Below are 19165 nucleotides of genomic sequence, written 5' to 3'. Positions count from 1 at the left end.
CGGCCACCCGGCCGCGCCGGCCCGGTTCCGCAACGTCCGAGTGGGGGTTTCAGCGTGAGCGCGAGGAGTGAGCCGGGTTTGCGAGCCCCGCAGTCGCGAACGAAGGGTGGCTCAGTGAGCGCGAGGAGTGAGCCGGGTTTGCGAGCCCCGCAGTCGCGAACGACAGGTGGCTCAGCATGAGTACGGGCGGCTCGACGGAGTTGGAGCTGGCGGGGCAGGTCGTGGAGCTGGTCCGGCGTCGTGGCGGGCCGGCCGTGCAGGCCGAGGCGGTGGTGACACGTGCGGACCTGGCACTGACCCGGTTCGCCAACTCGGGCATCCACCAGAACGTCTCCGAGTCGACCGTCGGGGTCTGGCTGCGGGTGCATCTCGATGGTCGGACGGCTGCCGGCGGCGGCAGCGTGGTCACCGCGGACGGGTTGTCCGCCCTGGTGGACCGCACCCTGGCCGCGGCGCGGCTCTGCCCGCCGGACCCGGGCTGGCCGGGGCTGGCCCCGCCCATGCCCACGCCGGACGCACCGCCCGTCGACGAGGCCACCGCGCACGCCGAGCCGGATCAGCGGGCCGATCGGGTGGGGGCGTTCGTGGCCGCCGCCGGGGGCCTCAGCACCGCCGGCTACTGCCGCACCGCGCACCGCTCGTCGGCGTTCGCCAACTCGGCCGGGCACTCGGCGTACGGCCGCTCGGCGGAGGCGGCGATGGACGGCATCGCGCGCCGCGATGGCGCGGACGGGGTGGCCCGGCGCAGCGCCGACCGGCTGTCCGACCTCGACGGCGCCGAGTTGGGTGCGCAGGCGGCCGCGAAGGCGCAGGCGGCGGCCGACCCGGTCGAGCTGCCGCCGGGGCACTACGAGGTGGTGTTCGAGCCGGCCGCCGTGGCGGACCTCCTACAGAACCTGTCCTTCTACGGCTTCAACGGCAAGCGGTACGCCGAGCGGCAGTCGTTCGCCGAGCCGGGCGCGGCACAGTTCGACCGGGCGGTGACACTGGTGGACGACCCGCTGGGCGGGTCCGGGTTGCCGTTCGACGCGGAGGGCACCGGCCGAGGTGCGCTGACGCTGGTCGAGGCGGGCACCACCCGGGCGGTGGCGCACGATCGCCGGTCCGCGGCCCAGGCGGGCGCGGAGTCCACCGGGCACGCGGTGGCGGGAGGTGCCAGTTGGGGCCCGATGCCCCGCAATCTGCGGCTGACCGGCGCGGCGGCAGGCCCGGCCAGTGCGGTGGGCCGCAGCACGACCGGCGCGGCGGCCGGAGCTGTCGTCGACGCGGACACCGCCGCTCTGGTGGCCGGCGTACGCCGAGGGCTGCTGGTCACCGACCTCTGGTACACGCGGGTGCTCGACCCGAAGAGCCTCGTCGTCACCGGGTTGACCCGCAACGGCGTCTGGCTGATCGAGGACGGCACTGTCGTCCGGGCGGTCCGTGACCTGCGGTTCACCGAGTCGTACCCGCGGGCGCTCGGGCCGGGGGCGGTGCTCGGGCTGGGTGCGCGGGCGGTGCGCCAACCGGAGCGGGTGGACGGTGCCTGGTGGGCGGCGCCGTCGCTGCGGCTGGCGTCCTGGCACTTCACCGGAGGCGCCTCCGGCTGACGTCTCGGTGACGCACGCTGATGTTCTCGACGACGCGCGCCAAACCGGCGCGTCGAGGGCTTTTCCGCAGGCCAGACACACGGGACACTCCCTTGCGCGGACGGCTCGCGGAGATCGGCGTAACGTGTGTCACTTAGCTGCGTCGGTCGATCCGGCGTGGTCGTTGGTGTGCGCATGACGTGGCAGCGGGTGCGGGTTCGCCGGTCCGCGTGCCGACCGGAGAGAGACCAGCCCGCCCGTACGGGCCCGTCGAGGAGACGACTCGAATGACTTCAACGGCAACGAGGCCGAGGGGGGCGCGGGCGCGCGCCGCCATCGCGGCGAAGACGTTGCGTACCGACCGATGGTGGTTCGCCCCGCTGATCACCGTGATCGGGCTCAGCGCCTGGGTCGCGTACGCGACGGTCCGGGTCTTCATGCACAAGTGGTACTGGGTGGACCAGTTCCACTACCTGACCCCGTTCTACTCCCCGTGCGTTACCGACCGGTGTGTCGAGGAAGCCTCGCACTTCGGCAGGTTCCTGCCCGGCTGGTGGATCATCCCGGACGCCGCGCTGACCCTGCCGTTCCTGCTGCTGTTCCGGCTCACCTGCTACTACTACCGCAAGGCCTACTACCGGTCGTTCTGGCTGTCGCCGCCGGCCTGCGCCGTCCCGGACGGTCACAAGGAGTACGGCGGTGAGACCCGCTTCCCGCTGCTCGGGCAGAACCTGCACCGCTACTTCTTCTACGCCGCCGCGATCATCTCGCTGATCAACACCTGGGACGCGATCCTCGCCTTCCACTCGCCGAAGGGCTTCGGCTTCGGGCTGGGCAACATCATCCTGCTGCTCAACGTGGTGATGCTCTGGGCGTACACAATCTCCTGCCACTCCTGCCGGCACATCATCGGCGGCCGGCTCAAGCACTTCTCCAAGCACCCGGTGCGGTACAAGGCCTGGACCTTCGTCTCGGCGTTGAACGTCCGGCACATGCAGCTCGCCTGGATCACCCTCGGCACTCTGGCGCTGGCCGATTTCTACATCATGGCGCTCGCGGCTGGCTGGTTCTCCGACCTGCGGTTCATCAACTAAAGGGCCCCTGACATGACCACAACCACTCGCATCGAACGACACCACTACGACGTCGTCGTCATCGGGGCCGGCGGCGCCGGTCTGCGCGCGGCGATCGAGGCCCGGCTGGCCGGCAAGAAGACCGCGATCATCTCCAAGTCGCTGTTCGGCAAGGCGCACACGGTGATGGCCGAGGGCGGCGCGGCCGCCGCGATGGGCAATGTGAACAGCCGGGACAACTGGCAGGTGCACTTCCGCGACACCATGCGCGGCGGCAAGTTCCTCAACAACTTCCGGATGGCCGAGCTGCACGCGAAGGAGTCGCCGCAGCGGATCTGGGAGCTGGAGACGTACGGTGCGCTGTTCGACCGCACCAAGGACGGCAAGATCTCGCAGCGCAACTTCGGTGGCCACGAGTACCCGCGCCTGGCTCACGTGGGCGACCGGACCGGCCTGGAGCTGATCCGCACCCTCCAGCAGAAGATCGTCTCGCTCCAGCAGGAGGACCAGCGGGAGTTCGGCTCGTACGACGCCCGGATCAGGGTGTTCTCCGAGACGACCATCACCGAGTTGCTGCTCGACGGTGACCGGGTGGCCGGCGCGTTCGGCTACTACCGCGAGTCGGGCGAGTTCATCCTCTTCGAGGCGCCGGCGGTCGTGCTGGCCACCGGCGGGGTCGGGCGCTCCTACAAGGTCACCTCGAACTCCTGGGAGTACACCGGGGACGGGCACGCGCTGGCGCTGCGCGCCGGGGCGACGCTGATCAACATGGAGTTCCTCCAGTTCCACCCGACCGGCATGGTCTGGCCGCCCTCGGTGAAGGGCATCCTGGTCACCGAGTCGGTGCGTGGTGACGGCGGCGTCCTGAAGAACTCCGACGGCAAGCGGTTCATGTTCGACTACGTCCCCGACGTCTTCCGCAAGCAGTACGCGGAGACCGAGGAGGAGGCGGACCGCTGGTACACCGACCCGGACAACAACCGGCGCCCACCGGAGCTGCTGCCCCGCGACGAGGTGGCCCGCGCGATCAACAGCGAGGTCAAGGCCGGCCGGGGCTCCCCCGCCGGCGGTGTCTTCCTCGACATCGCGAGCCGACGTTCGGCTGACGAGATCCGCCGCCGGCTGCCGTCGATGTACCACCAGTTCAAGGAGCTGGCCGACGTCGACATCACGGCCGAGCCGATGGAGGTCGGCCCGACCTGCCACTACGTGATGGGCGGCGTCGAGGTGGACCCGGATTCGGGTGCCGCCTTCGGCCACGTACGCGGGCTGTTCGCCGCCGGTGAGGTCTCCGGCGGCATGCACGGCTCCAACCGTCTCGGCGGCAACTCCCTGTCCGACCTGCTGGTCTTCGGCAAGCGGGCGGGCGGGCACGCGGCCAGCTACGCCGACGGGCTGACCGCCCGGCCGAAGGTGGCAGTGGACGAGGTCGAGGCCGCCGTGGAAACCGCCCTCGCTCCGCTGCAGCGGGACACCGGCGAGAACCCGTACACCCTTCAGCAGGACCTCCAGGTGGTCATGGGTGACCTGGTGGGCATCATCCGTCGGGAGGGCGAGCTGGCCGACGCGCTGGTTCGGCTCGCCGAGCTGCGTGAGCGGGTGGCCAAGGTGAGCGCGGCCGGCGGCCGACGCTACAACCCGGGCTGGCATCTTGCCCTGGACCTGCGCAACATGCTGGTGGTCTCGGAGTGCACCGCGAAGGCGGCGTTGGAGCGGCAGGAGTCGCGTGGCGGGCACACCCGGGAGGACTACCCGGCGATGGAGCCGAAGTGGCGGCAGGTCAACCTGGTCTGCGCGCTGGACGGCGACACCGTGCAGCTGACCCGCAAGCCGCTGCCGAAGATGCGGCCGGAGCTGATCGGCCTCTTCGACCGGGCTGAGCTGGCCAAGTACCTCACCGACGAGGAGATCGCCGACTTCGACGCCCTCGTTGCCGACGCTGGAGAGGCGGACAACCGATGAGCGGGAAGCGTCAGTTCCGGATCTGGCGGGGCGACGAGAGCGGCGGTGACCTCCAGGACTACATGGTGGAGGTGAACGAGGGCGAGGTCGTCCTCGACGTCATCCACCGCCTGCAGGCAACCGACGCGCCCGACCTGGCCTGCCGGTGGAACTGCAAGGCCGGCAAGTGCGGCTCCTGCTCGATGGAGATCAACGGCAAGCCGCGGCTGGGTTGCATGACGCGAATGTCGACCTTCGGCGACGACGAGACCGTCACTGTCACCCCGCTGCGCACCTTCCCGATCATCCGGGACCTGGTCACCGACGTCTCGTTCAACTACGAGAAGGCACGGGAGACCCCGGCGTTCGCCCCTCCGGCCGACGTGGCCCCGGGTGACTACCGGATGCAGCAGGTCGACGTGGAGCGCTCGCAGGAGTTCCGCAAGTGCATCGAGTGCTTCCTGTGCCAGACGGTCTGCCACGTGATTCGCGATCACGAGGAGAACAAGCAGGCGTTCTCCGGCCCGCGGTACTTCATCCGGGCCGCCGAGCTGGACATGCACCCGCTGGACGCCCGGACCGACCGCAAGGAGTACGCGCAGGCCGAACAGGGCCTCGGCTTCTGCAACATCACCAAGTGCTGCACCGAGGTCTGCCCCGAGCACATCAAGATCACTGACAACGGGATCATCCCCATGAAGGAACGGGTCGTCGACCGCAGGTACGATCCCCTTGTGTGGCTTGGTAGCAAGATCTTCCGTCGGGGCGAGACGCCCCAGACCAGCGTGACCACCGCCCGTCAGGGCTCGGCGACGCCGGGCTCCGCCCGAGGTGGGGTGCACTCGCACGCGGGTGGCTCCCACGACTCGCAGGCTGAGGCGCAGGCGCAGAGCGGCGTCAACTGGCACCGGGAGGTGCCCCACCCGACCGCTCCGGCGGTCGACGACCGGGGCAAGCTTCCGCTGACCGAGCTCACCTTCGACCGGGCCGCAGCGCCGTCGCCGTTCGGCGACGACGTGACCTTCCCGCTGCCTCCGGAGCACCTCAACTTCGCTCACCCGGAGCAGGACAACAAGCACTAACCACCCGAACAACAACGGGGGCCGTGGCAGTAGCCACGGCCCCCGTCCCACGTTTACCCGCCCCCACCCGCACCCCCATCACCCGGAGATAGGGGCCTGGGGGCGGGAGCAGGGGTTAGGGGGTTGGGGTTAGGAGGGGGCGGAGGGCGGCCACTATGGGGGCGTCGGCGGGGAGCCAGGTGACCGAGTCCAGTTCGTCGGCGGTGAGCCAGCGGAGCGCCTCGTGCTCCAGCGCCTGCGGCTGATCGCCGCCGAGCAGGCGGGCCGCGTACACCTTGAGCACCGAGCGGCCGTGCGCCATCCGTACGTTGCGGCCGACCCGGTCGCCGATCTCGACGCGCACGGCCAACTCCTCGGCGCACTCCCGGATCAACGCGTCGGTCTCAGCCTCCCCCGGCTCGACCTTTCCGCCCGGAAACTCCCACATGCCCGCTACCTCGGGTGGGGCGGAACGCGCACAGGCGAGCACCCGCCCATCCCGGATGATCGCCGCACCGACGATCACCTTCAGGTCCCGTCGTTCGGCCTGCCCGCCACCATTCGCCCGTTCGGTCCGCACGGGCGTCCAGGGTGCCAGATCAATCGGCGGTTTGGGTACCGTAGCCGTCCGCTAGGCCAATAAGACACGGAAGTGTGGGCGTGGACACCCCTTCCGAGCAGCGAGAGACTAGGAGACACCGACAAGACACGGGATGGCGACGATTTGGCCACAAGCCGGCAACGGCGCTTGGGGGGTGCGGTGATGCGCGTGCTGTTCAACAGCAGGGCCAAGCACGACTACCTTTCCGACGCGTTGACCTTGCTATCTGGTTGGACGCGCGAGGGCGAGCAGATCCGACGGACGCTCGTGATCGACGATACCCAACACGCCGCACTAACTGAACGGGTCAAGGTCGTCGCGGATGCGCTGCATCTGCGACCCGAGATCAGCCGCCGGGCCGACAGCACCCAGATCCGGGTCGGGCACGGCAGCGGCGACCCCCTGACCGAGGGCGAGGTGCTGTTGGCCGCCCGCATCGAGGATGCCTACCGGGCGGTCACCGAGGCCTGACGACCGTCTCCGACTCCGACCCGGCGTCCTGCGGGTACCAGCGCAGCTCCACCGAGTTGCCGTCCGGGTCCCGCACGTAGATCGAGGTCGCCGTACCACGGGCGCCGAACCGGCTGACCGGGCCGGTCAGCACCGTGAAGACCCCCGATTCGATCACCTGCGCCCAGTCCAGTGGTGCCACCACCAGGCAGAAGTGGTCCACGTTCGCGCCGTGCGGCTCACCTTGGACGAGGTCGATGATGCTGTCGGAACTGATCCGCACCGACGGGAACGGGACGCTGCCCGCGCGCCACTCGTCGACCCGTACCGGCGTCAGCCCGAGCCGGCGGCAGTAGAAGTCCAGGGACCGTTCCACGTCGGCGACGGTCAGCACCAGGTGGTCGAAACCGGTTACCCGCACCGCGCTCACGCCTCCAGCCCCGGCGTCAGCTTCTCGCCGATCTCGCGCAGTGGGCCGGCCAGGCCGGTCAGGTAGTCGTCAATGCTCACGTCAGAGCCCTTCGCTCGGTGTTTCCTGCCCCGTTCACGATCCCCGGACGAGGGACGCCGACCAAGACCTGATGCCGCTACGATCGTTGCCCACAGGTCAACGATGGGAACGGTGTGCTGGAGCGGTACGAGGTCGAGACGTTCCTGACCCTCGCGGAGGAACTGCACTTCGGCCGCACCGCCGAGCGGTTGACAGTCAGCACCGGCCGGGTCAGCCACATCGTGAAGAAGCTGGAACGCCGGATCGGCGCACCGCTGTTCGCCCGCACCAGTCGGGTCGTCCAGCTCACCCCGATCGGCCGGCAGCTCGCCGACGAGCTGGCTCCGCTGGTCGCCGAGATGGACAGCGCCGTCCGCCGCGCGACCGACGCCGCCCGGGGCGTGACCGGGACGCTGCGGGTGGCGTTCCTCGGCGAGTGGACCGCGCCGGTGCTGCTCCGGGCGGTGGCCCTATTCGGCGAACGGCACCCGGACTGCCGGGTGGAGGTGCACGAGGCGCAGTTGTCCACCACCCGATCGGGGCTGCTCGACGGCTCGACCGATGTGTTGATCGCCTCGTACCCGTTCGACGGGATGGCCACCGGCCCGGCGCTGCTCTCCGAGGATCGGGTGCTGGCGGTGGCGGCGGGTCACCCGCTCACCCGGGAGCGGTCGGTGTCGTTGGAGGTGCTCGCCGACCACCCGGTGGTGCAGTACCCGACAGTGACCTCGCTGGAGTTCAAGCGGGACCGCACCCCGGAGCGCACGCCGTCCGGCCGGCCCGTGCCGAAGGGGCCCGCCGGGAACACCTTCTCCGAGATGCTGTCACTGGTCGCGCTGAGCCGGGGTGTCCTGCCGGTGGGCGAGCACACCCGCCGCTACTACCCGCGCCCCGACGTGGCGTACGTGCCCATCCACGACGCGCCGCCGATCGAACGAGGGCCGGTCTGGCTGCCCAGCAACACCACCACCCGGGTACGCGAGTTCGTCCGCGCCGCGACCGACGCGAACCCCTGATGAGGCACGCCGAGTTCCGCCACCACCGGCTGGTCCAGGTGTACGACGCGGAGTGCCGGTGGGGGCCGGACGACGACTTCTTCCAGACGGTGGTCGACGAGACCCCGGCCGCCCGGGTGCTCGACCTCGGCTGCGGCACCGGCCGGCTGACCATTGCCCTCGCCGCCGCCGGCCACACCGTCACCGGTGTGGATCCGGCGGGCGCGTCAGTGGCCGCCGCACGCGCCAAGCCGGGCGGTGAGCGGGTGACCTGGCTCGAGGGCACCTCGGCGCTGCTGCCGGAGAGGGCGTTCGACGTGGCGGTGCTGACCAGCCACGTCGCCCAGTTCTTCGTGGACGACGCGGAGTGGACGCGTACCCTCGCCGACCTGGCCCGGGCGCTCGTGCCCGGCGGCCGGCTGGTGTTCGACGCCCGCGACCCGGCGGACCGTCGCTGGGAGCTGTGGAACCCGGCGGATTCGCACCGGCTGGTCACGCTGCCCGACGGCGGCGAGGTCCGCGCCTGGACCGAGGTCACCGGGGTACGCGACGGAGTGGTCGACTTCACCCACCACTACCACTTCGACGACGGGGAAGAACTGGTCAGCTCGGCGACCCTGCGCTTCCGCACCGAGGCCGAGCTGCGCACCTCCCTGACCAGGGCGGGCTTCATCGTGGACAGCGTCCACGGGGGCTGGCACGGCGAGCCCGTCGGCCACTGCGACGGCGAGTTCGTGGTCCTCGCTCGGGTGGGCACGCTGGCACCGGTTTTCTAGCCTGGAACACATGGCGAACATCGCGTACGACCGCAAAGAGCAGGTCCAGCAGATCGAAAGTGGCCTCCTTGAAGGCGAGCAGATCATCGCCGTCTACGACGCCGTCGGCACCGGCACCGGGTTCATCGGGCTGACCGACCGCCGCGTGATCATCCAGGACCGGTCCTTCGTCGGGAAGCGGTTCGCGATCACCAGCATCCCGTACTCGAAGATCACCAGCGTGAGCGTGGTCAGCAACAAGTCGTGGGGTGGTTCGTTCTTCTCCACCGGCGCCATCGCCATCCACGTCGGCACGCACACCTACGAGGTGGAGTTCCGTGGCGCGCAGAAGAGCCACCACGTGCACAACGTGATCCTGCACCACATCTCCTGACCGCACGTCCCGTCGCGGGCCCGGCTGGCGTAATTGCCTTGCCGGGCCCGTGGCGTCTCTGGTGTCCTCGGTCGACAGCCGCGCGAAGGGAGCAGCCACCATGCCCAACACGACGAAGTCCCCCGAACCAACCGTCATCCGACCCGAGGAATCGAGACTTCGTGAGCAGGACTGTTCCCCTGGCGCTGCTGGGCGCCACTGACCCCAACCCCGGAGGCCGCTGATGTCGGTCTTCGACGATCCCGGCCTCTTCGGCCGGCTCTGGGCCGCCGACTACGACGGCCCCGGCAACCCCGACCCCGCGCCAGCGGTGGACTTCCTGGCCGATCTGGCCGACGGGGGTCCGGTTCTCGAACTGGCGATCGGCACCGGCCGGGTAGCACTGCCGCTGGCCGAACGCGGCCTCGCCGTGCACGGCGTCGAGGCGTCCGAGGAGATGCTCGCGCAGCTGCTGGCGAAACCCGGCGGCGACCAGATCCCGGTGGTCGTCGCCGACATGGCGGACGTGCCGGTGGCCGGTGAGTTCCGGCTCGCGTACCTGGTCTTCAACACCCTGTTCAACCTGGTGGACGCCGAGCGGCAGGCGGACTGCTTCCGCAACGTCGCCCGGGTGCTGTCGCCCGGCGGCGCGTTCGTCATCGAGACGTTCGTGCCCGACCCGCGCAGCTTCGACTCGGACGAGCAGGTGCAGGTGCGTGAGGTCACCGAGGACTCCGCGACGATCCGACTGCACCGGTACGACAGGCCGGCGCAGCGGTTCATCCGGCAGACGATCACGTTCGACGCGGACGGTGTGCACCTGAAGCCGTTCGCCATGCGGTACGCCTGGCCGCACCAGATCGACGAGATGGCGCAGCAGGCCGGGCTCCGGCTCACCGAGCGGTACGCCGACTGGCACCGGCGACCGTTCCAGGCCGACAGCCCGTCACACATTTCCGTCTACCGGGCGGAGTAGCGGTTTGGTCGACTCGGGTTCCGGAGAAGTCGTGGTGACATCGCCACGGCGTCAAGGAACCCGAGTCGATCTCCCGCCGCCGGAAAGTGAGAGGCCGCCATGAGCAGACGAGCCATCCAGGTAGTCCTGACCCTGTCGGTCGTCCTGATGGTCACCGGCATCATCCTCAGGGTGGCCGGGGACGGCGGTGCCGACACGGCCGGCACCGTGCTGGTGGCGCTCGCCTCGGTGGGTTCGATAGTGGCGAGCATCGGCTCGTCCTTCGGCGCTGCCCGCGGAAACGGCGGTTCGAAACGGTGATCCGGCCAGCTCGCTGTCCGATCGGACGGACACCGGAGGCTTGACCAACTCCGGTGCCCGAGGGCACGGGCGTGGATGTGTCACTGTGGGCACGTCGACCTGTCACCGAGGGGCCGGGGTCGATCTCCGTCAGCGGAAGCGGGTGCCCAGGATGACCAGACGAGTCGAACGGGTTCTCCTGGCGCTGGCACTCGGTCTGCTCGTTGCCGGCTGGATCCTTCGCGTGAACGGACACGGCAGCGCGCATACGATCGGCCGGGTGCTGGTGCTCCTCGGCTGGATCTGTGTGATCGTCGCGGCTTTCAGCCGGGACCGTCGCGGCAAGCGCGAGAACGACCGGCTGCGCGCGGCGTTGCTCGACGGCCAGACCACAACGGGTGCAGACCAGCGCCCGGACCGTCCTTCCAGTGAGGACGACCGCCCGAGCCCGTGATGCGAGCCTTTCACCCTCGGCTGATTCTGCTGGTAGCAGGCTGATTCTGCTGGTAGCAGTAGGTGTTGATAAGCAGGTGCCGCGCCGGGTGAGCTGACAGCATGCCGGACACCTCCCGTTTCCCGCGCTCCTCTCCGTACTGGCCGGTGGTCAGTCACCCTCAGCTCCGGCGCGTTCTGCCCGGGTTGGCCGTCTCCGCGTTGGGCGACGGCCTGGCGGTGGTCACTGTGTTCTGGCTCGCCACTCAACTCGCCCCGCACGATCAGCGGGGCATCTGGATCGCGCTGGCCATGGCGGCGTACACGCTGCCCAGCGCGGCCGGGACTGTCGTCTTCGGCCGGCTGCTGCGCGGGCGTAGCGGCGCCCAACTCGCCGGGTGGGACGCCATCCTGCGGGCCAGCGCGCTCGGGGCGATCCCCCTCGCGTACCTCGCCGGTGTGCTCACCGTCTGGCTGTACGTCCTCCTGCTCGCCGCCTCGGCGTTACTGCACTCGTGGGGTACCGCCGGACGCTTCACCCTGATCGCCGAGCTGCTGCCGCCGCAGCACCACCTGCCGGCGAACGCGCTGCTCACCACCATCGCCGCGTCCGCCACCATCGTCGGCCCGCCGCTGGCGGGCATCCTGATCGGCTGGGTGAGCCCGGTGTGGGTGATCGCTGTCGACGCCGTCACCTTCGCCGCGCTGGCCCTCACGTACCGCTTCGCCCTCCCCGTCACCGACGGCGTCCGTCGGTCCGAGCGCGGCGCGTCGAAGACGGCCGGCTTCGCCGTCATCCGCCACGACCCCACCCTGCTGGGCCTGCTGGTGCTGAGCCTCGGGTTCTTCTTCCTCTTCGGACCGGTGTACGTGGCGATGCCCATCCACCTCACGGACGACCTGCACGCCTCCGCAACGCTGCTCGGCGCCTACTACACCGCCTTCGGTCTCGGTGGCCTCGTCGGCGGTGTGGTCGCCGGCCACCTTCGCGACTGGCCGCTGCGGGCCACCACCATCGGCATCGTCATCGGGTTCGGGGTGGCAATGCTGCCCCTCGGCCTGGGCGCACCGGCCAGCCTGTCGCTGCCGGCCTTCGCGCTCGCGGGCGTGATCTGGGCACCGTACCGGTCCACCTCGATGGCGCTGTTCCAGCGCAGCACGTCGACCACGCAGCTCCCGGCGGTGCTCGCCGCGAACGGGGCAATCCTCGTGCTGGCGGTGCCCCTGGGCACCATGCTGGGTGGCCCCTTGGTGAGCGCCATCGGCGCACGCCCGACGCTGCTGCTCTGCGCGGCGGCGATAGCCGCTCTCGGCCTGGCCGCCGGGGGGATCGCGATCTCGCTGCGAAGCGTGCGATCCCCCGGCGGTCCAACCGGCACCGAGGTCAGTGCCCGTCGCTGATCTGGACGTCGTCCGGCGCCGGCCTGCCGCGCCCCGTCTCGACCAGCTCCTTGAGACTCATCAGGAAGATCGCCCACTTGGTGCTGCACTCGTGCATGAGTTCGGTCGGCTCGCGCCAAGCGGCGTGCGCGAAGTCGACGATCGTGTAACGGCCCCGCTGGTCGAGCCGCCAACTGATCTCGGTGCCGATCCACTCCTCCGGGCCGCCGACGACCCGCCACCGCACCCGGCCAGCCGGGTCCAGCTCAAGGATCTCCAGGTCGAACCCGCCGTCCTCACCAAAGTGGACGGCCAACTGCCCGCCGACCTCGCTCTTGCCGGTCGTGTCGACCGACCACCAGCCGGCGACGCCCTCGGGGGTTGCCACGGCCCGGTAGACGTCGGCGAGCGGAGCGACGACGCCGACCTGGTGCACAATGTCGACCATTTTCAGCCTCCCTGGTTGTCGGTGCGGTGGAGTTCGATCGTCTCGGCGATGCGCTTGATCCGGCGCAGGCGGGCGTCCCAGGTGGAGCCGACCGCCGACAACTGGGCGACAGCGCGGGCGAGTTGCGCCTCGTCCACCTGGTAGTGGCGCTCGCGACCGGCCGGTTCGGCGTGGATCAACCCAACCCGGTCGAGGACCGCCAGGTGCTTCGAGACGGCCTGGCGGGTGACGGGTAGCCGCCTGCTCAGCGAGGTGGCCGTGCCCGGCCCGTCAGAGAGAAGAAGATCGATCATCGTACGCCGGATGGGGTCGCCGATCGCCGACCACAACTCGTCGTCGACGGCGGCGTTCACGGGGTCGCGACCAGCCGCGCGACGTACCCGCCCAGCCGGGGCATGTAGTGGTCCCAACCGTTCTCGTGGTCGCGGTACTGCTCTTCCAGGACAGCGACCTCCCAACCCAGCTCGCGGAACCCGGTCTCGGTCATCCGGACCAGCGTCCCGGCCCCGCTGGGCACCAGGTCGAAGGTGACGAACAGCGCCTGCCCGCTCCGGTCCGGCTCGGTGAAGCACCACCGGAAGGAGAACCGCTTCGGCGGGTCGACCTCGACGACGGCGAGCGCGACGGTCTTCGTCTCGCCGGTGTCGGTGTCGCGCCAGACCAGCTCGCCGGGCGCGCCGGCGACCGACTCGAACCGCGCGTCGTCGGGCCACCACTCCCGCATGTGCTCGGGCTGGCTGACCACCTCGAAGACGACCTCGGGGGACGCGTTGACGTGGATGTCGCGTTCGATAGTTCCCTGTTCCATGCTCACAACCTTTCGCAACCTTTGGTTGCACTCAACCTACGACAACCCGCTCCGGTTGCGCAACCTTTCGTTGCATGTCGCGATTGCGTCGTACCCGGGGTGCACGATCGGCGCATGTCTGAGTCAGCGCCGCACCGCCACCACGCCATCGACTACGTCGAGCTCACGGTGACCGACCTCGCCGTGGCCAAGCGCTTCTACGCCGACGCGTTCGATTGGCAGTTCAACGACTACGGGCCGGAGTACGCGGGCATCCGCAGCCCCCAGGGGGACGTCGCAGCCGAGGTGGGCGGTCTCCGTCTGGACGAGGAGGTTCGGGCGGGTGGCCCGCTCGTGCTGCTCTACTCCGCCGACCTGGACAGGTCCGTGCAGGCAGTGAAGGAGGCCGGCGGCCAGGTGGTGAATGGGCCGTACGAGTTTCCCGGCGGCCGGCGGTTCCACTTCACCGACCCCAGCGGCAACGAGTTGGGCGCCTGGGCCGAGCAGTAGGACTCCGAGGTCGCCCGGGCGGTGGGTGATCGTCGTCGCCAACTCCGGCGGAGTGTCCCCCATGGCCGGAATTCACGCTGATCGCGCCGAGGAGATGCGGAGAGCTGCCGTCATCGGGCGCACGCCGTCGCCGGTTCCGGGGGTGCTCCACGAACTCATCGACGAACTCGGGCCCTGGCTCGCCACGGAGTACGCAGTCGTTCACGGCGAGAAGGCCGTCCGCCCCTGACGCCGCGAGGTTTTGTGGTTGAGGATCGCTGACGTCAGCGCCGGCGGGCGCGCAGCACGCCGGTCAGCATCGGCAGCGTGAACTCGCCGTGCGCGGTTTCGGGTCGGCTCCCGAGGAAGGCGCGGATCCGGCCGAGCGTGGCCTCCCGCTCCTCTTCGGACATGACCAGCATCCCGGCCCGCGTGGCAAGCGTCGCGACGAGCGAGTCTGCGCTGCGGCGCTGCCCGTGCGGGAACTCGACCTGCTCCGTCGACCCGAACCGCGCACCCAGGTCGGTGCTCGGAACGAGCATGTCCGCCGTAGCCGTGCGCCAACTGCTCAGGGTGTCACGCGGGCCGATGGCGGCACTCCCGCTGACCCGTTCGAGCCCGGCAACCCAGTCGATCCCGTCGTCCATGATGTTCCACAATCCGGCCAGGACACCGCCGGGCGCGAGGACCCTGGCGATCTCCGCTCCCGCGAGGGCCATGTCGAACCAGTGCAGGGCGTTGCCGGCGAGCACGGCGTCGACGGACCCGTCCGGCAACGGAATGGCCTCGGCGCTACCCGGCAGGGCACTGACGGCAGGCAGCGCACGGCGTAGCTCGGTGAGCATCGCCGGGTCAGGTTCGACAGCCACAACGTCCGCGCCCACAGCCACCAACGTCGCGGACAGCTTGCCGGTGCCGGCGCCCAGGTCGAGCACGCGTAGACCGGGGGCGGGCTCCAGCGCCCACCGCACCGCGGCCTGCGCGTAGTCCGGGCGGTGCTCGGCGTACGCGGTCGCCGCCGCGCCAAACGACGATCGGAGCTGCTGATCCGTCATGCGGTCAACCTACCGCCGCTTGTGGACATTGACTGCGACCATGGCCACCGTGCAGATCTTGCGGAGCTGGTGGCGCGCCGGCTACCCCGTCTACGTACTCGGCCTCGCGGTCGGGATGGTCACGATGTGGCTGCCGTTAAAGACCTTCCAGGACAACGACGCTTGGGCGAGTCGACTACGGGTCGAGGGCGTGCCAGCCCAGGCAGTCGTCGATGAACTCGTGCACAAGCGGCGGAACACGATGCACCTACGCTACGAATTCGCCGGCGCTCAGCGTCAGGCCGAGGTTGGCTGTTGGGAGGTCTGCCTAGCGGCCGGCAGTGCGGTGCGAATCTGGGTCAACCCCAACGACCCAGAGGATTTCGTCACCGATTTCGGCATCCTCAGCGGGCACCGAGGCCGACTGCAAGGGCTGGTCGGAGCGGCAGGCCTGGTTCTGTCCGGGGCGATGGCGCTCGCTGTGATCGCCCGCCTCCACCAGCGACGACGCGACCGCCGGCGACGCGACTGGCAGCGACAGCAACAGGACCAGCGTCAACGACAGTTCGCAAACGCCAGGTCCGGAAGGAAACGCAAGCCGAGTCGGCGACGGCCGAACCTAGACTGATCTCGCGACAGACGAGTGACGGCAATGAACTGCATCGAGGTCCGCTGTCGGCACGGTTCGGCGTTCCTACAACCTTGCTACCCGACTTGTCGGTCCGGAAGGAACAATGACCGTCTCCCGCCTGGCTCGGTATGGTCGGCCGGCGTGACTGGCCGTAACAGCGGTCCTGATGCAACGGTTGGTGGTGGTCGGTGTTGACCGCTGCGACGGGCACGGGTCGGCACGCGGCTGGAGTGTTCTGGGTGTCTTTGATCGTCTTCGCTGTGGGGTTCTGAGTCGGTCTTGTGCGTTCGCGCCCTGTTGTCGGCTTGATCGCTGTGTCATCGTGGTGGCACGTTCCGTGGACCTTGATCGGGGAGGGTTTGGGATGGCGCGGCTGGTGGTGGCGGTGGACCCGGCGGTAGGTGTGGTGCCGGTGGCGTTGGCGAAGGCGTGGGAATCCGATGAGGAGGCTGCCGCCCTGGGAGCGGCGTCGGTGCAGCCGGCGGCTCCGGGAACGTTCTTGCCGGGTTTGGCGGAGTTGGTGCTGGTGCCGTTGGCGGTCAATCTGGCCAGCAGCCTGCTGTATGACCTGGTCCGGCGGCTTATCGTGCAGCAGCGGCCGGCTGTGGACGTGACGGAGTTGGAATTGACCGAAACCCGTTCGGGTGATGATCGTGTGGTGGTGGTCCGGGTTCGCCGGAGCGTCTCGTGACGTCCAGCGGTGAAGCCCAGCCCGTATTGGTGATCGGTGTTTCTGAGCGGTCACGCACCATCGATGGGTCCTTCATTGCGCGGGTGTCCTTTGGCGGGGGTGCGGAGTACGACGTCACGATTACCGATCCGGCCAGCGACGGTGACGAGGACCGGTTGGCGTGGTATTTCGAGGAGCATCTGCAGTTTCCGTTCCTGGACAAGGATTTGGCTCGGGAGGCTGTGGAGCAGCTGCGGGCCTATGGTGAGCGGCTGTGCCGGCAGGTGTTCGCCGGGGAAGCGTTGGTGAACTACCGGGCGGTGGCGCGGCGCGGGTTCGACGGCTGCCGCTTGCAGGTACGGGGCTCGGCGGCGTTCCACCGCCTGCACTGGGAAGCTCTGTTCGATCCGGCGTTGCCGGTGCCGTTGGCGATTCGACTGCCGATTGTCCGCCAGGTGGACCTGACCCCGTCCGGGTTCGAGCTGCCGCCGCAGCGGCCGACGTTGAACATTCTGGTGGTGACCGCCCGGCCCGCAGGCCGTAACGATGTCGGCTACCGCACGATCTCCCGGCCACTGTTGGAGGGGTTGCGTCGGGCGGATCGGCCGGTGATGGTGGATCTCGTGCGGCCGGGGACGTGGCCGGCGCTGGAGCAGCATCTGCGCGCGGCGACGAAGCTGCATGGCAGCGGCTACTACCAGGTGATCCATTTCGATGTGCATGGCGCGGTGACCGGATTTGAGGAACTGGAGCGGGGTCGGGCCGCTGACCGGTATCTGTTTGGAGCGCGACGGCTCGCGCCGTTTGCCGGTGAGCGGGCGTTCTTGTTCTTCGAAACCGCGGTCGAGGGCAAGGCGGATCCGGTGTCGGCGCAGGACATCGCGGATCTGTTGGCGGAGCATCAGGTTCCGGTGGCCGTGTTGAACGCCTGCCAGTCGGCGAAGGAACCGGCCAGCGAGGCCAGCCTTGCCCAGCGTCTGGTGGAGGCCGGTGTCCCGGTGACGGTGGGGATGGCTTACTCGGTGACGGTGTCGGCCGCCAGACAGGCGATGCCGCTGCTGTACTCGGGCCTGGCCGCAGGGGATGACCCGGTCGCGGCGATGCAGACCGCGCGGCGGTCGCTGTTCGACGACAAGACCCGGCAGGCGTATTTCGATCAGGACCTGGAGTTGGAGGACTGGGTCCTGCCGGTGGTATTCAACCAGCAGGACGTGCGGCTGTCGCTGTCGGACATGTCGGTGGAGCATCAGGTCCGGTTTTTGCAGCGGGAGGCGCTGGTCGGCGACGAACCGGCGACGGAGTACGGGTTCATCGGCCGGGACCTGGACATCCAAGCGATTGAGCGGCGGCTGCTGATCCGAGACGACCGCAACATGCTGCTGGTCAAAGGCATGGCCGGCGCCGGAAAGTCGACACTGCTGGAACATCTGGGCTGGTGGTGGCAACGCACCGGCCTGGTGGAAATGGTGTTCCGGTTCAGCTACGAGCACCGGGCCTGGACCCTCAACCAGATCATCCGCGACATCGCCACCACCCTGCTGGACACGGTGGAGCAGGCGAAGCTGGAGCTACTGCCCGAGAAGGCACAGCCCGAGTACATTGCCCGGTTGCTGCGGTCGCGCCGGTATCTGCTGGTCGTGGACAACGCCGAGTCGATCACCGCCACCCCGGCGGCGATCCCCCACGCCCTGCCCGCCCCAGAACGGGAACGACTCGCCGGGTTCCTGGCCCGCCTGCGCGGCGGAAACACTCTCGTGTTGTTCGGGTCGCGCGAAGACGAGCAGTGGATCGGCCCCCGAACCTTCGGCGACAACACTTACTCCCTGCCTGGCCTGGATGACCAGGCCGCGTCGGTGCTCATCGACGCCATCCTCACTCGCCACGGCGGAACCCGTCACCTGCACGACAAGCAGCAGCGCGATGCACTGGAGCGGCTGAGGACCCTGCTCGGTGGGTATCCGCTGCCGCTGACGGTGGTCCTGCCCACCCTCGCCACACAAACCCCGACGCAGGTCCTCGCCGACCTGCAACAAGGCAACAGCGCCACGGATCTCGGGCGCATCAACCAGGTCATCGAGTACAGCCACGGCAGGCTCAACCCCACCATCCAGCATTCCTTGCTGTTGCTGGCCCCGTTCACCGCCAGCATCCCCACACTGTTCCTCGACGACTACCAGGAGTTGCTCGCCGACCACGAGGCGGTGCAAGCCCTCGGCCCGATCGACCTCGCCGCGGCGGTCGCCGAAACCGTTCGGGTCGGACTCGCCACAGCCCACCCCCGCCTGGTCAACTGGGTGCAGATCCTGCCGGTCCTGCCCTACTTCCTACGCACCCGCATCAAAGACCACCCTGAACTACATGACGCTGCCCGGGACGCGCACTACCGGCTCTACACCGCGCTCGGGAGGCAGATCCGTCAGCTGCTCTCCTCGACGCAGCCGCAGCAGCGGGAAACCGGACGTGCCGTATCGAACAGCGAGTACGCCAACCTCACCACCGCCCTCGATCACGGACTTCATACCGGCCAACCCGTCCTTCCCATAGTTCAGGCGGTGGAGGAGTACCTCGACCAGACCAAACAACAGGACACCCGCCGGCACCTGCTCGACACCGCCATCGCCGCTCCCCGCGACCTCGACCGTGAAGACCTACGCCGCGAATCCGCAACTCTGCATCACCTAGCCGGCATCGCCGCGCACCAGCAGCGGCGCTTCGACGAGGCCGAAGCCCAC

General features: G+C 69.3%; 22 protein-coding genes. 16 read left to right on the top strand and 6 right to left on the bottom strand.

The features are described 5' to 3' along the window. The first annotated feature begins 176 nt into the window (after positions 1-176). The 4 genes from NIE79_RS23735 (at position 177) to NIE79_RS23720 (ending at position 5664) form a co-directional block, all read left to right on the top strand. Positions 177-1589, top strand: coding sequence for a TldD/PmbA family protein (locus NIE79_RS23735; protein ID WP_238680661.1), 1413 nt, complete (start codon positions 177-179; stop codon positions 1587-1589). 266 nt (positions 1590-1855) lie between these two features. Then, positions 1856-2662, top strand: a complete 807-nt coding sequence (sdhC, locus tag NIE79_RS23730; protein WP_112583731.1) for a succinate dehydrogenase subunit SdhC — start codon at positions 1856-1858, stop codon at positions 2660-2662. Positions 2663-2674: 12 nt separating this feature from the next. Further along, the gene (locus tag NIE79_RS23725) at positions 2675-4603 is read left to right on the top strand and encodes a fumarate reductase/succinate dehydrogenase flavoprotein subunit (protein ID WP_238680660.1); all 1929 of its coding nucleotides are present in this window, start codon (positions 2675-2677) and stop codon (positions 4601-4603) included. After that, on the top strand, positions 4600-5664 hold the full coding sequence (locus NIE79_RS23720) for a succinate dehydrogenase/fumarate reductase iron-sulfur subunit (RefSeq protein ID WP_238680659.1): 1065 nt from the start codon (positions 4600-4602) through the stop codon (positions 5662-5664). Before NIE79_RS23725 ends, NIE79_RS23720 begins: the two co-directional genes overlap by 4 nt. Before the next feature lie 115 nt (positions 5665-5779). Here NIE79_RS23720 and NIE79_RS23715 read toward each other — a convergent pair whose 3' ends face one another. After that, complete coding sequence (locus NIE79_RS23715) at positions 5780-6223, bottom strand: (deoxy)nucleoside triphosphate pyrophosphohydrolase (protein WP_238680658.1); 444 nt, start codon at positions 6221-6223, stop codon at positions 5780-5782. Between the two features lie 183 nt (positions 6224-6406). On the opposite strand from NIE79_RS23715, the gene NIE79_RS23710 reads away from it, so the two are divergent. After that, positions 6407-6715 carry a 4a-hydroxytetrahydrobiopterin dehydratase gene (locus NIE79_RS23710; RefSeq protein WP_238680657.1) on the top strand — a complete coding sequence of 103 codons (309 nt, stop codon included), beginning with the start codon at positions 6407-6409 and terminating at the stop codon, positions 6713-6715. Here NIE79_RS23710 and NIE79_RS23705 read toward each other — a convergent pair. After that, on the bottom strand, positions 6702-7115 hold the full coding sequence (locus NIE79_RS23705) for a VOC family protein (RefSeq protein ID WP_238680656.1): 414 nt from the start codon (positions 7113-7115) through the stop codon (positions 6702-6704). The genes NIE79_RS23710 and NIE79_RS23705 overlap by 14 nt on opposite strands. Before the next feature lie 203 nt (positions 7116-7318). Between NIE79_RS23705 and NIE79_RS23700 the strand changes: the two genes are divergently transcribed. The 7 genes from NIE79_RS23700 (at position 7319) to NIE79_RS23670 (ending at position 12395) form a co-directional block, all read left to right on the top strand. Next, entirely contained in the window at positions 7319-8200 is an 882-nt protein-coding gene (locus NIE79_RS23700; RefSeq protein WP_238680655.1) for a LysR family transcriptional regulator, read from the top strand. Further along, positions 8200-8955 (top strand): class I SAM-dependent methyltransferase, encoded by a 756-nt coding sequence (locus tag NIE79_RS23695; RefSeq protein WP_238680654.1) that lies wholly within the window; start codon positions 8200-8202, stop codon positions 8953-8955. Before NIE79_RS23700 ends, NIE79_RS23695 begins: the two co-directional genes overlap by 1 nt. A gap of 10 nt (positions 8956-8965) precedes the next feature. Next, positions 8966-9328 (top strand): PH domain-containing protein, encoded by a 363-nt coding sequence (locus NIE79_RS23690; protein WP_030337500.1) that lies wholly within the window; start codon positions 8966-8968, stop codon positions 9326-9328. Positions 9329-9551: 223 nt separating this feature from the next. Further along, the gene (locus NIE79_RS23685) at positions 9552-10283 is read left to right on the top strand and encodes a class I SAM-dependent methyltransferase (RefSeq protein ID WP_238680653.1); all 732 of its coding nucleotides are present in this window, start codon (positions 9552-9554) and stop codon (positions 10281-10283) included. A 99-nt stretch (positions 10284-10382) separates the two neighbouring features. After that, positions 10383-10583, top strand: a complete 201-nt coding sequence (locus NIE79_RS23680) for a hypothetical protein (protein WP_238680652.1) — start codon at positions 10383-10385, stop codon at positions 10581-10583. 151 nt (positions 10584-10734) lie between these two features. Further along, on the top strand, positions 10735-11016 hold the full coding sequence (locus NIE79_RS23675) for a hypothetical protein (RefSeq protein ID WP_238680651.1): 282 nt from the start codon (positions 10735-10737) through the stop codon (positions 11014-11016). Positions 11017-11117: 101 nt separating this feature from the next. Continuing rightward, positions 11118-12395: an MFS transporter gene (locus tag NIE79_RS23670; protein WP_238680650.1), complete on the top strand. Its 1278-nt coding sequence runs from the start codon at positions 11118-11120 to the stop codon at positions 12393-12395. Here NIE79_RS23670 and NIE79_RS23665 read toward each other — a convergent pair. The 3 genes from NIE79_RS23665 to NIE79_RS23655 are packed head-to-tail and all read right to left on the bottom strand — an operon-like array spanning position 12379 to position 13630. Next, positions 12379-12822, bottom strand: coding sequence for an SRPBCC family protein (locus NIE79_RS23665; protein WP_238680649.1), 444 nt, complete (start codon positions 12820-12822; stop codon positions 12379-12381). The two genes, NIE79_RS23670 and NIE79_RS23665, sit on opposite strands and share 17 nt — an antisense overlap. Positions 12823-12824: 2 nt before the next feature. Then, positions 12825-13175 carry an ArsR/SmtB family transcription factor gene (locus tag NIE79_RS23660; RefSeq protein ID WP_308193215.1) on the bottom strand — a complete coding sequence of 117 codons (351 nt, stop codon included), beginning with the start codon at positions 13173-13175 and terminating at the stop codon, positions 12825-12827. Continuing rightward, positions 13172-13630: an SRPBCC domain-containing protein gene (locus NIE79_RS23655; RefSeq protein WP_238680648.1), complete on the bottom strand. Its 459-nt coding sequence runs from the start codon at positions 13628-13630 to the stop codon at positions 13172-13174. Before NIE79_RS23655 ends, NIE79_RS23660 begins: the two co-directional genes overlap by 4 nt. Positions 13631-13744: 114 nt before the next feature. Between NIE79_RS23655 and NIE79_RS23650 the strand changes: the two genes are divergently transcribed. Then, positions 13745-14119: a VOC family protein gene (locus tag NIE79_RS23650; RefSeq protein ID WP_238680647.1), complete on the top strand. Its 375-nt coding sequence runs from the start codon at positions 13745-13747 to the stop codon at positions 14117-14119. Between the two features lie 263 nt (positions 14120-14382). Here NIE79_RS23650 and NIE79_RS23645 read toward each other — a convergent pair whose 3' ends face one another. Next, positions 14383-15153 (bottom strand): class I SAM-dependent methyltransferase, encoded by a 771-nt coding sequence (locus NIE79_RS23645; RefSeq protein WP_238680646.1) that lies wholly within the window; start codon positions 15151-15153, stop codon positions 14383-14385. A 40-nt stretch (positions 15154-15193) separates the two neighbouring features. Here NIE79_RS23645 and NIE79_RS23640 point away from each other — a divergent pair, with 40 nt between their 5' ends. The 3 genes from NIE79_RS23640 to NIE79_RS23630 form a co-directional block, all read left to right on the top strand. Further along, on the top strand, positions 15194-15760 hold the full coding sequence (locus NIE79_RS23640) for a DUF3592 domain-containing protein (protein ID WP_238680645.1): 567 nt from the start codon (positions 15194-15196) through the stop codon (positions 15758-15760). 367 nt (positions 15761-16127) lie between these two features. After that, entirely contained in the window at positions 16128-16454 is a 327-nt protein-coding gene (locus tag NIE79_RS23635) for a hypothetical protein (RefSeq protein ID WP_238680644.1), read from the top strand. Next, positions 16451-19165, top strand: a 2715-nt coding sequence (locus tag NIE79_RS23630) for a CHAT domain-containing protein (RefSeq protein ID WP_238680643.1), incomplete at its 3' end; no start/stop codon positions are given. The genes NIE79_RS23635 and NIE79_RS23630, both read left to right, overlap by 4 nt.

This window comes from Micromonospora trifolii, assembly GCF_022229005.1.
Classification (GTDB): domain Bacteria; phylum Actinomycetota; class Actinomycetes; order Mycobacteriales; family Micromonosporaceae; genus Micromonospora; species Micromonospora trifolii.
Note: the sequence above shows the minus strand (reverse complement) of the source record. Positions and strands in the feature narration are given on the sequence as shown.

Coding starts and splice junctions, on each gene's coding strand:
- NIE79_RS23645 (WP_238680646.1), bottom strand. CDS start 15,153: ATGACGGATCAGCAGCTCCGATCGTCGTTTGGCGCGGCGGCGACCGCG.
- NIE79_RS23720 (WP_238680659.1), top strand. CDS start 4,600: ATGAGCGGGAAGCGTCAGTTCCGGATCTGGCGGGGCGACGAGAGCGGC.
- NIE79_RS23735 (WP_238680661.1), top strand. CDS start 177: ATGAGTACGGGCGGCTCGACGGAGTTGGAGCTGGCGGGGCAGGTCGTG.
- NIE79_RS23675 (WP_238680651.1), top strand. CDS start 10,735: ATGACCAGACGAGTCGAACGGGTTCTCCTGGCGCTGGCACTCGGTCTG.
- NIE79_RS23695 (WP_238680654.1), top strand. CDS start 8,200: ATGAGGCACGCCGAGTTCCGCCACCACCGGCTGGTCCAGGTGTACGAC.
- NIE79_RS23655 (WP_238680648.1), bottom strand. CDS start 13,630: ATGGAACAGGGAACTATCGAACGCGACATCCACGTCAACGCGTCCCCC.
- sdhC (WP_112583731.1), top strand. CDS start 1,856: ATGACTTCAACGGCAACGAGGCCGAGGGGGGCGCGGGCGCGCGCCGCC.
- NIE79_RS23685 (WP_238680653.1), top strand. CDS start 9,552: ATGTCGGTCTTCGACGATCCCGGCCTCTTCGGCCGGCTCTGGGCCGCC.
- NIE79_RS23670 (WP_238680650.1), top strand. CDS start 11,118: ATGCCGGACACCTCCCGTTTCCCGCGCTCCTCTCCGTACTGGCCGGTG.
- NIE79_RS23640 (WP_238680645.1), top strand. CDS start 15,194: ATGGCCACCGTGCAGATCTTGCGGAGCTGGTGGCGCGCCGGCTACCCC.
- NIE79_RS23690 (WP_030337500.1), top strand. CDS start 8,966: ATGGCGAACATCGCGTACGACCGCAAAGAGCAGGTCCAGCAGATCGAA.
- NIE79_RS23665 (WP_238680649.1), bottom strand. CDS start 12,822: ATGGTCGACATTGTGCACCAGGTCGGCGTCGTCGCTCCGCTCGCCGAC.
- NIE79_RS23635 (WP_238680644.1), top strand. CDS start 16,128: ATGGCGCGGCTGGTGGTGGCGGTGGACCCGGCGGTAGGTGTGGTGCCG.
- NIE79_RS23710 (WP_238680657.1), top strand. CDS start 6,407: ATGCGCGTGCTGTTCAACAGCAGGGCCAAGCACGACTACCTTTCCGAC.
- NIE79_RS23680 (WP_238680652.1), top strand. CDS start 10,383: ATGAGCAGACGAGCCATCCAGGTAGTCCTGACCCTGTCGGTCGTCCTG.
- NIE79_RS23650 (WP_238680647.1), top strand. CDS start 13,745: ATGTCTGAGTCAGCGCCGCACCGCCACCACGCCATCGACTACGTCGAG.
- NIE79_RS23725 (WP_238680660.1), top strand. CDS start 2,675: ATGACCACAACCACTCGCATCGAACGACACCACTACGACGTCGTCGTC.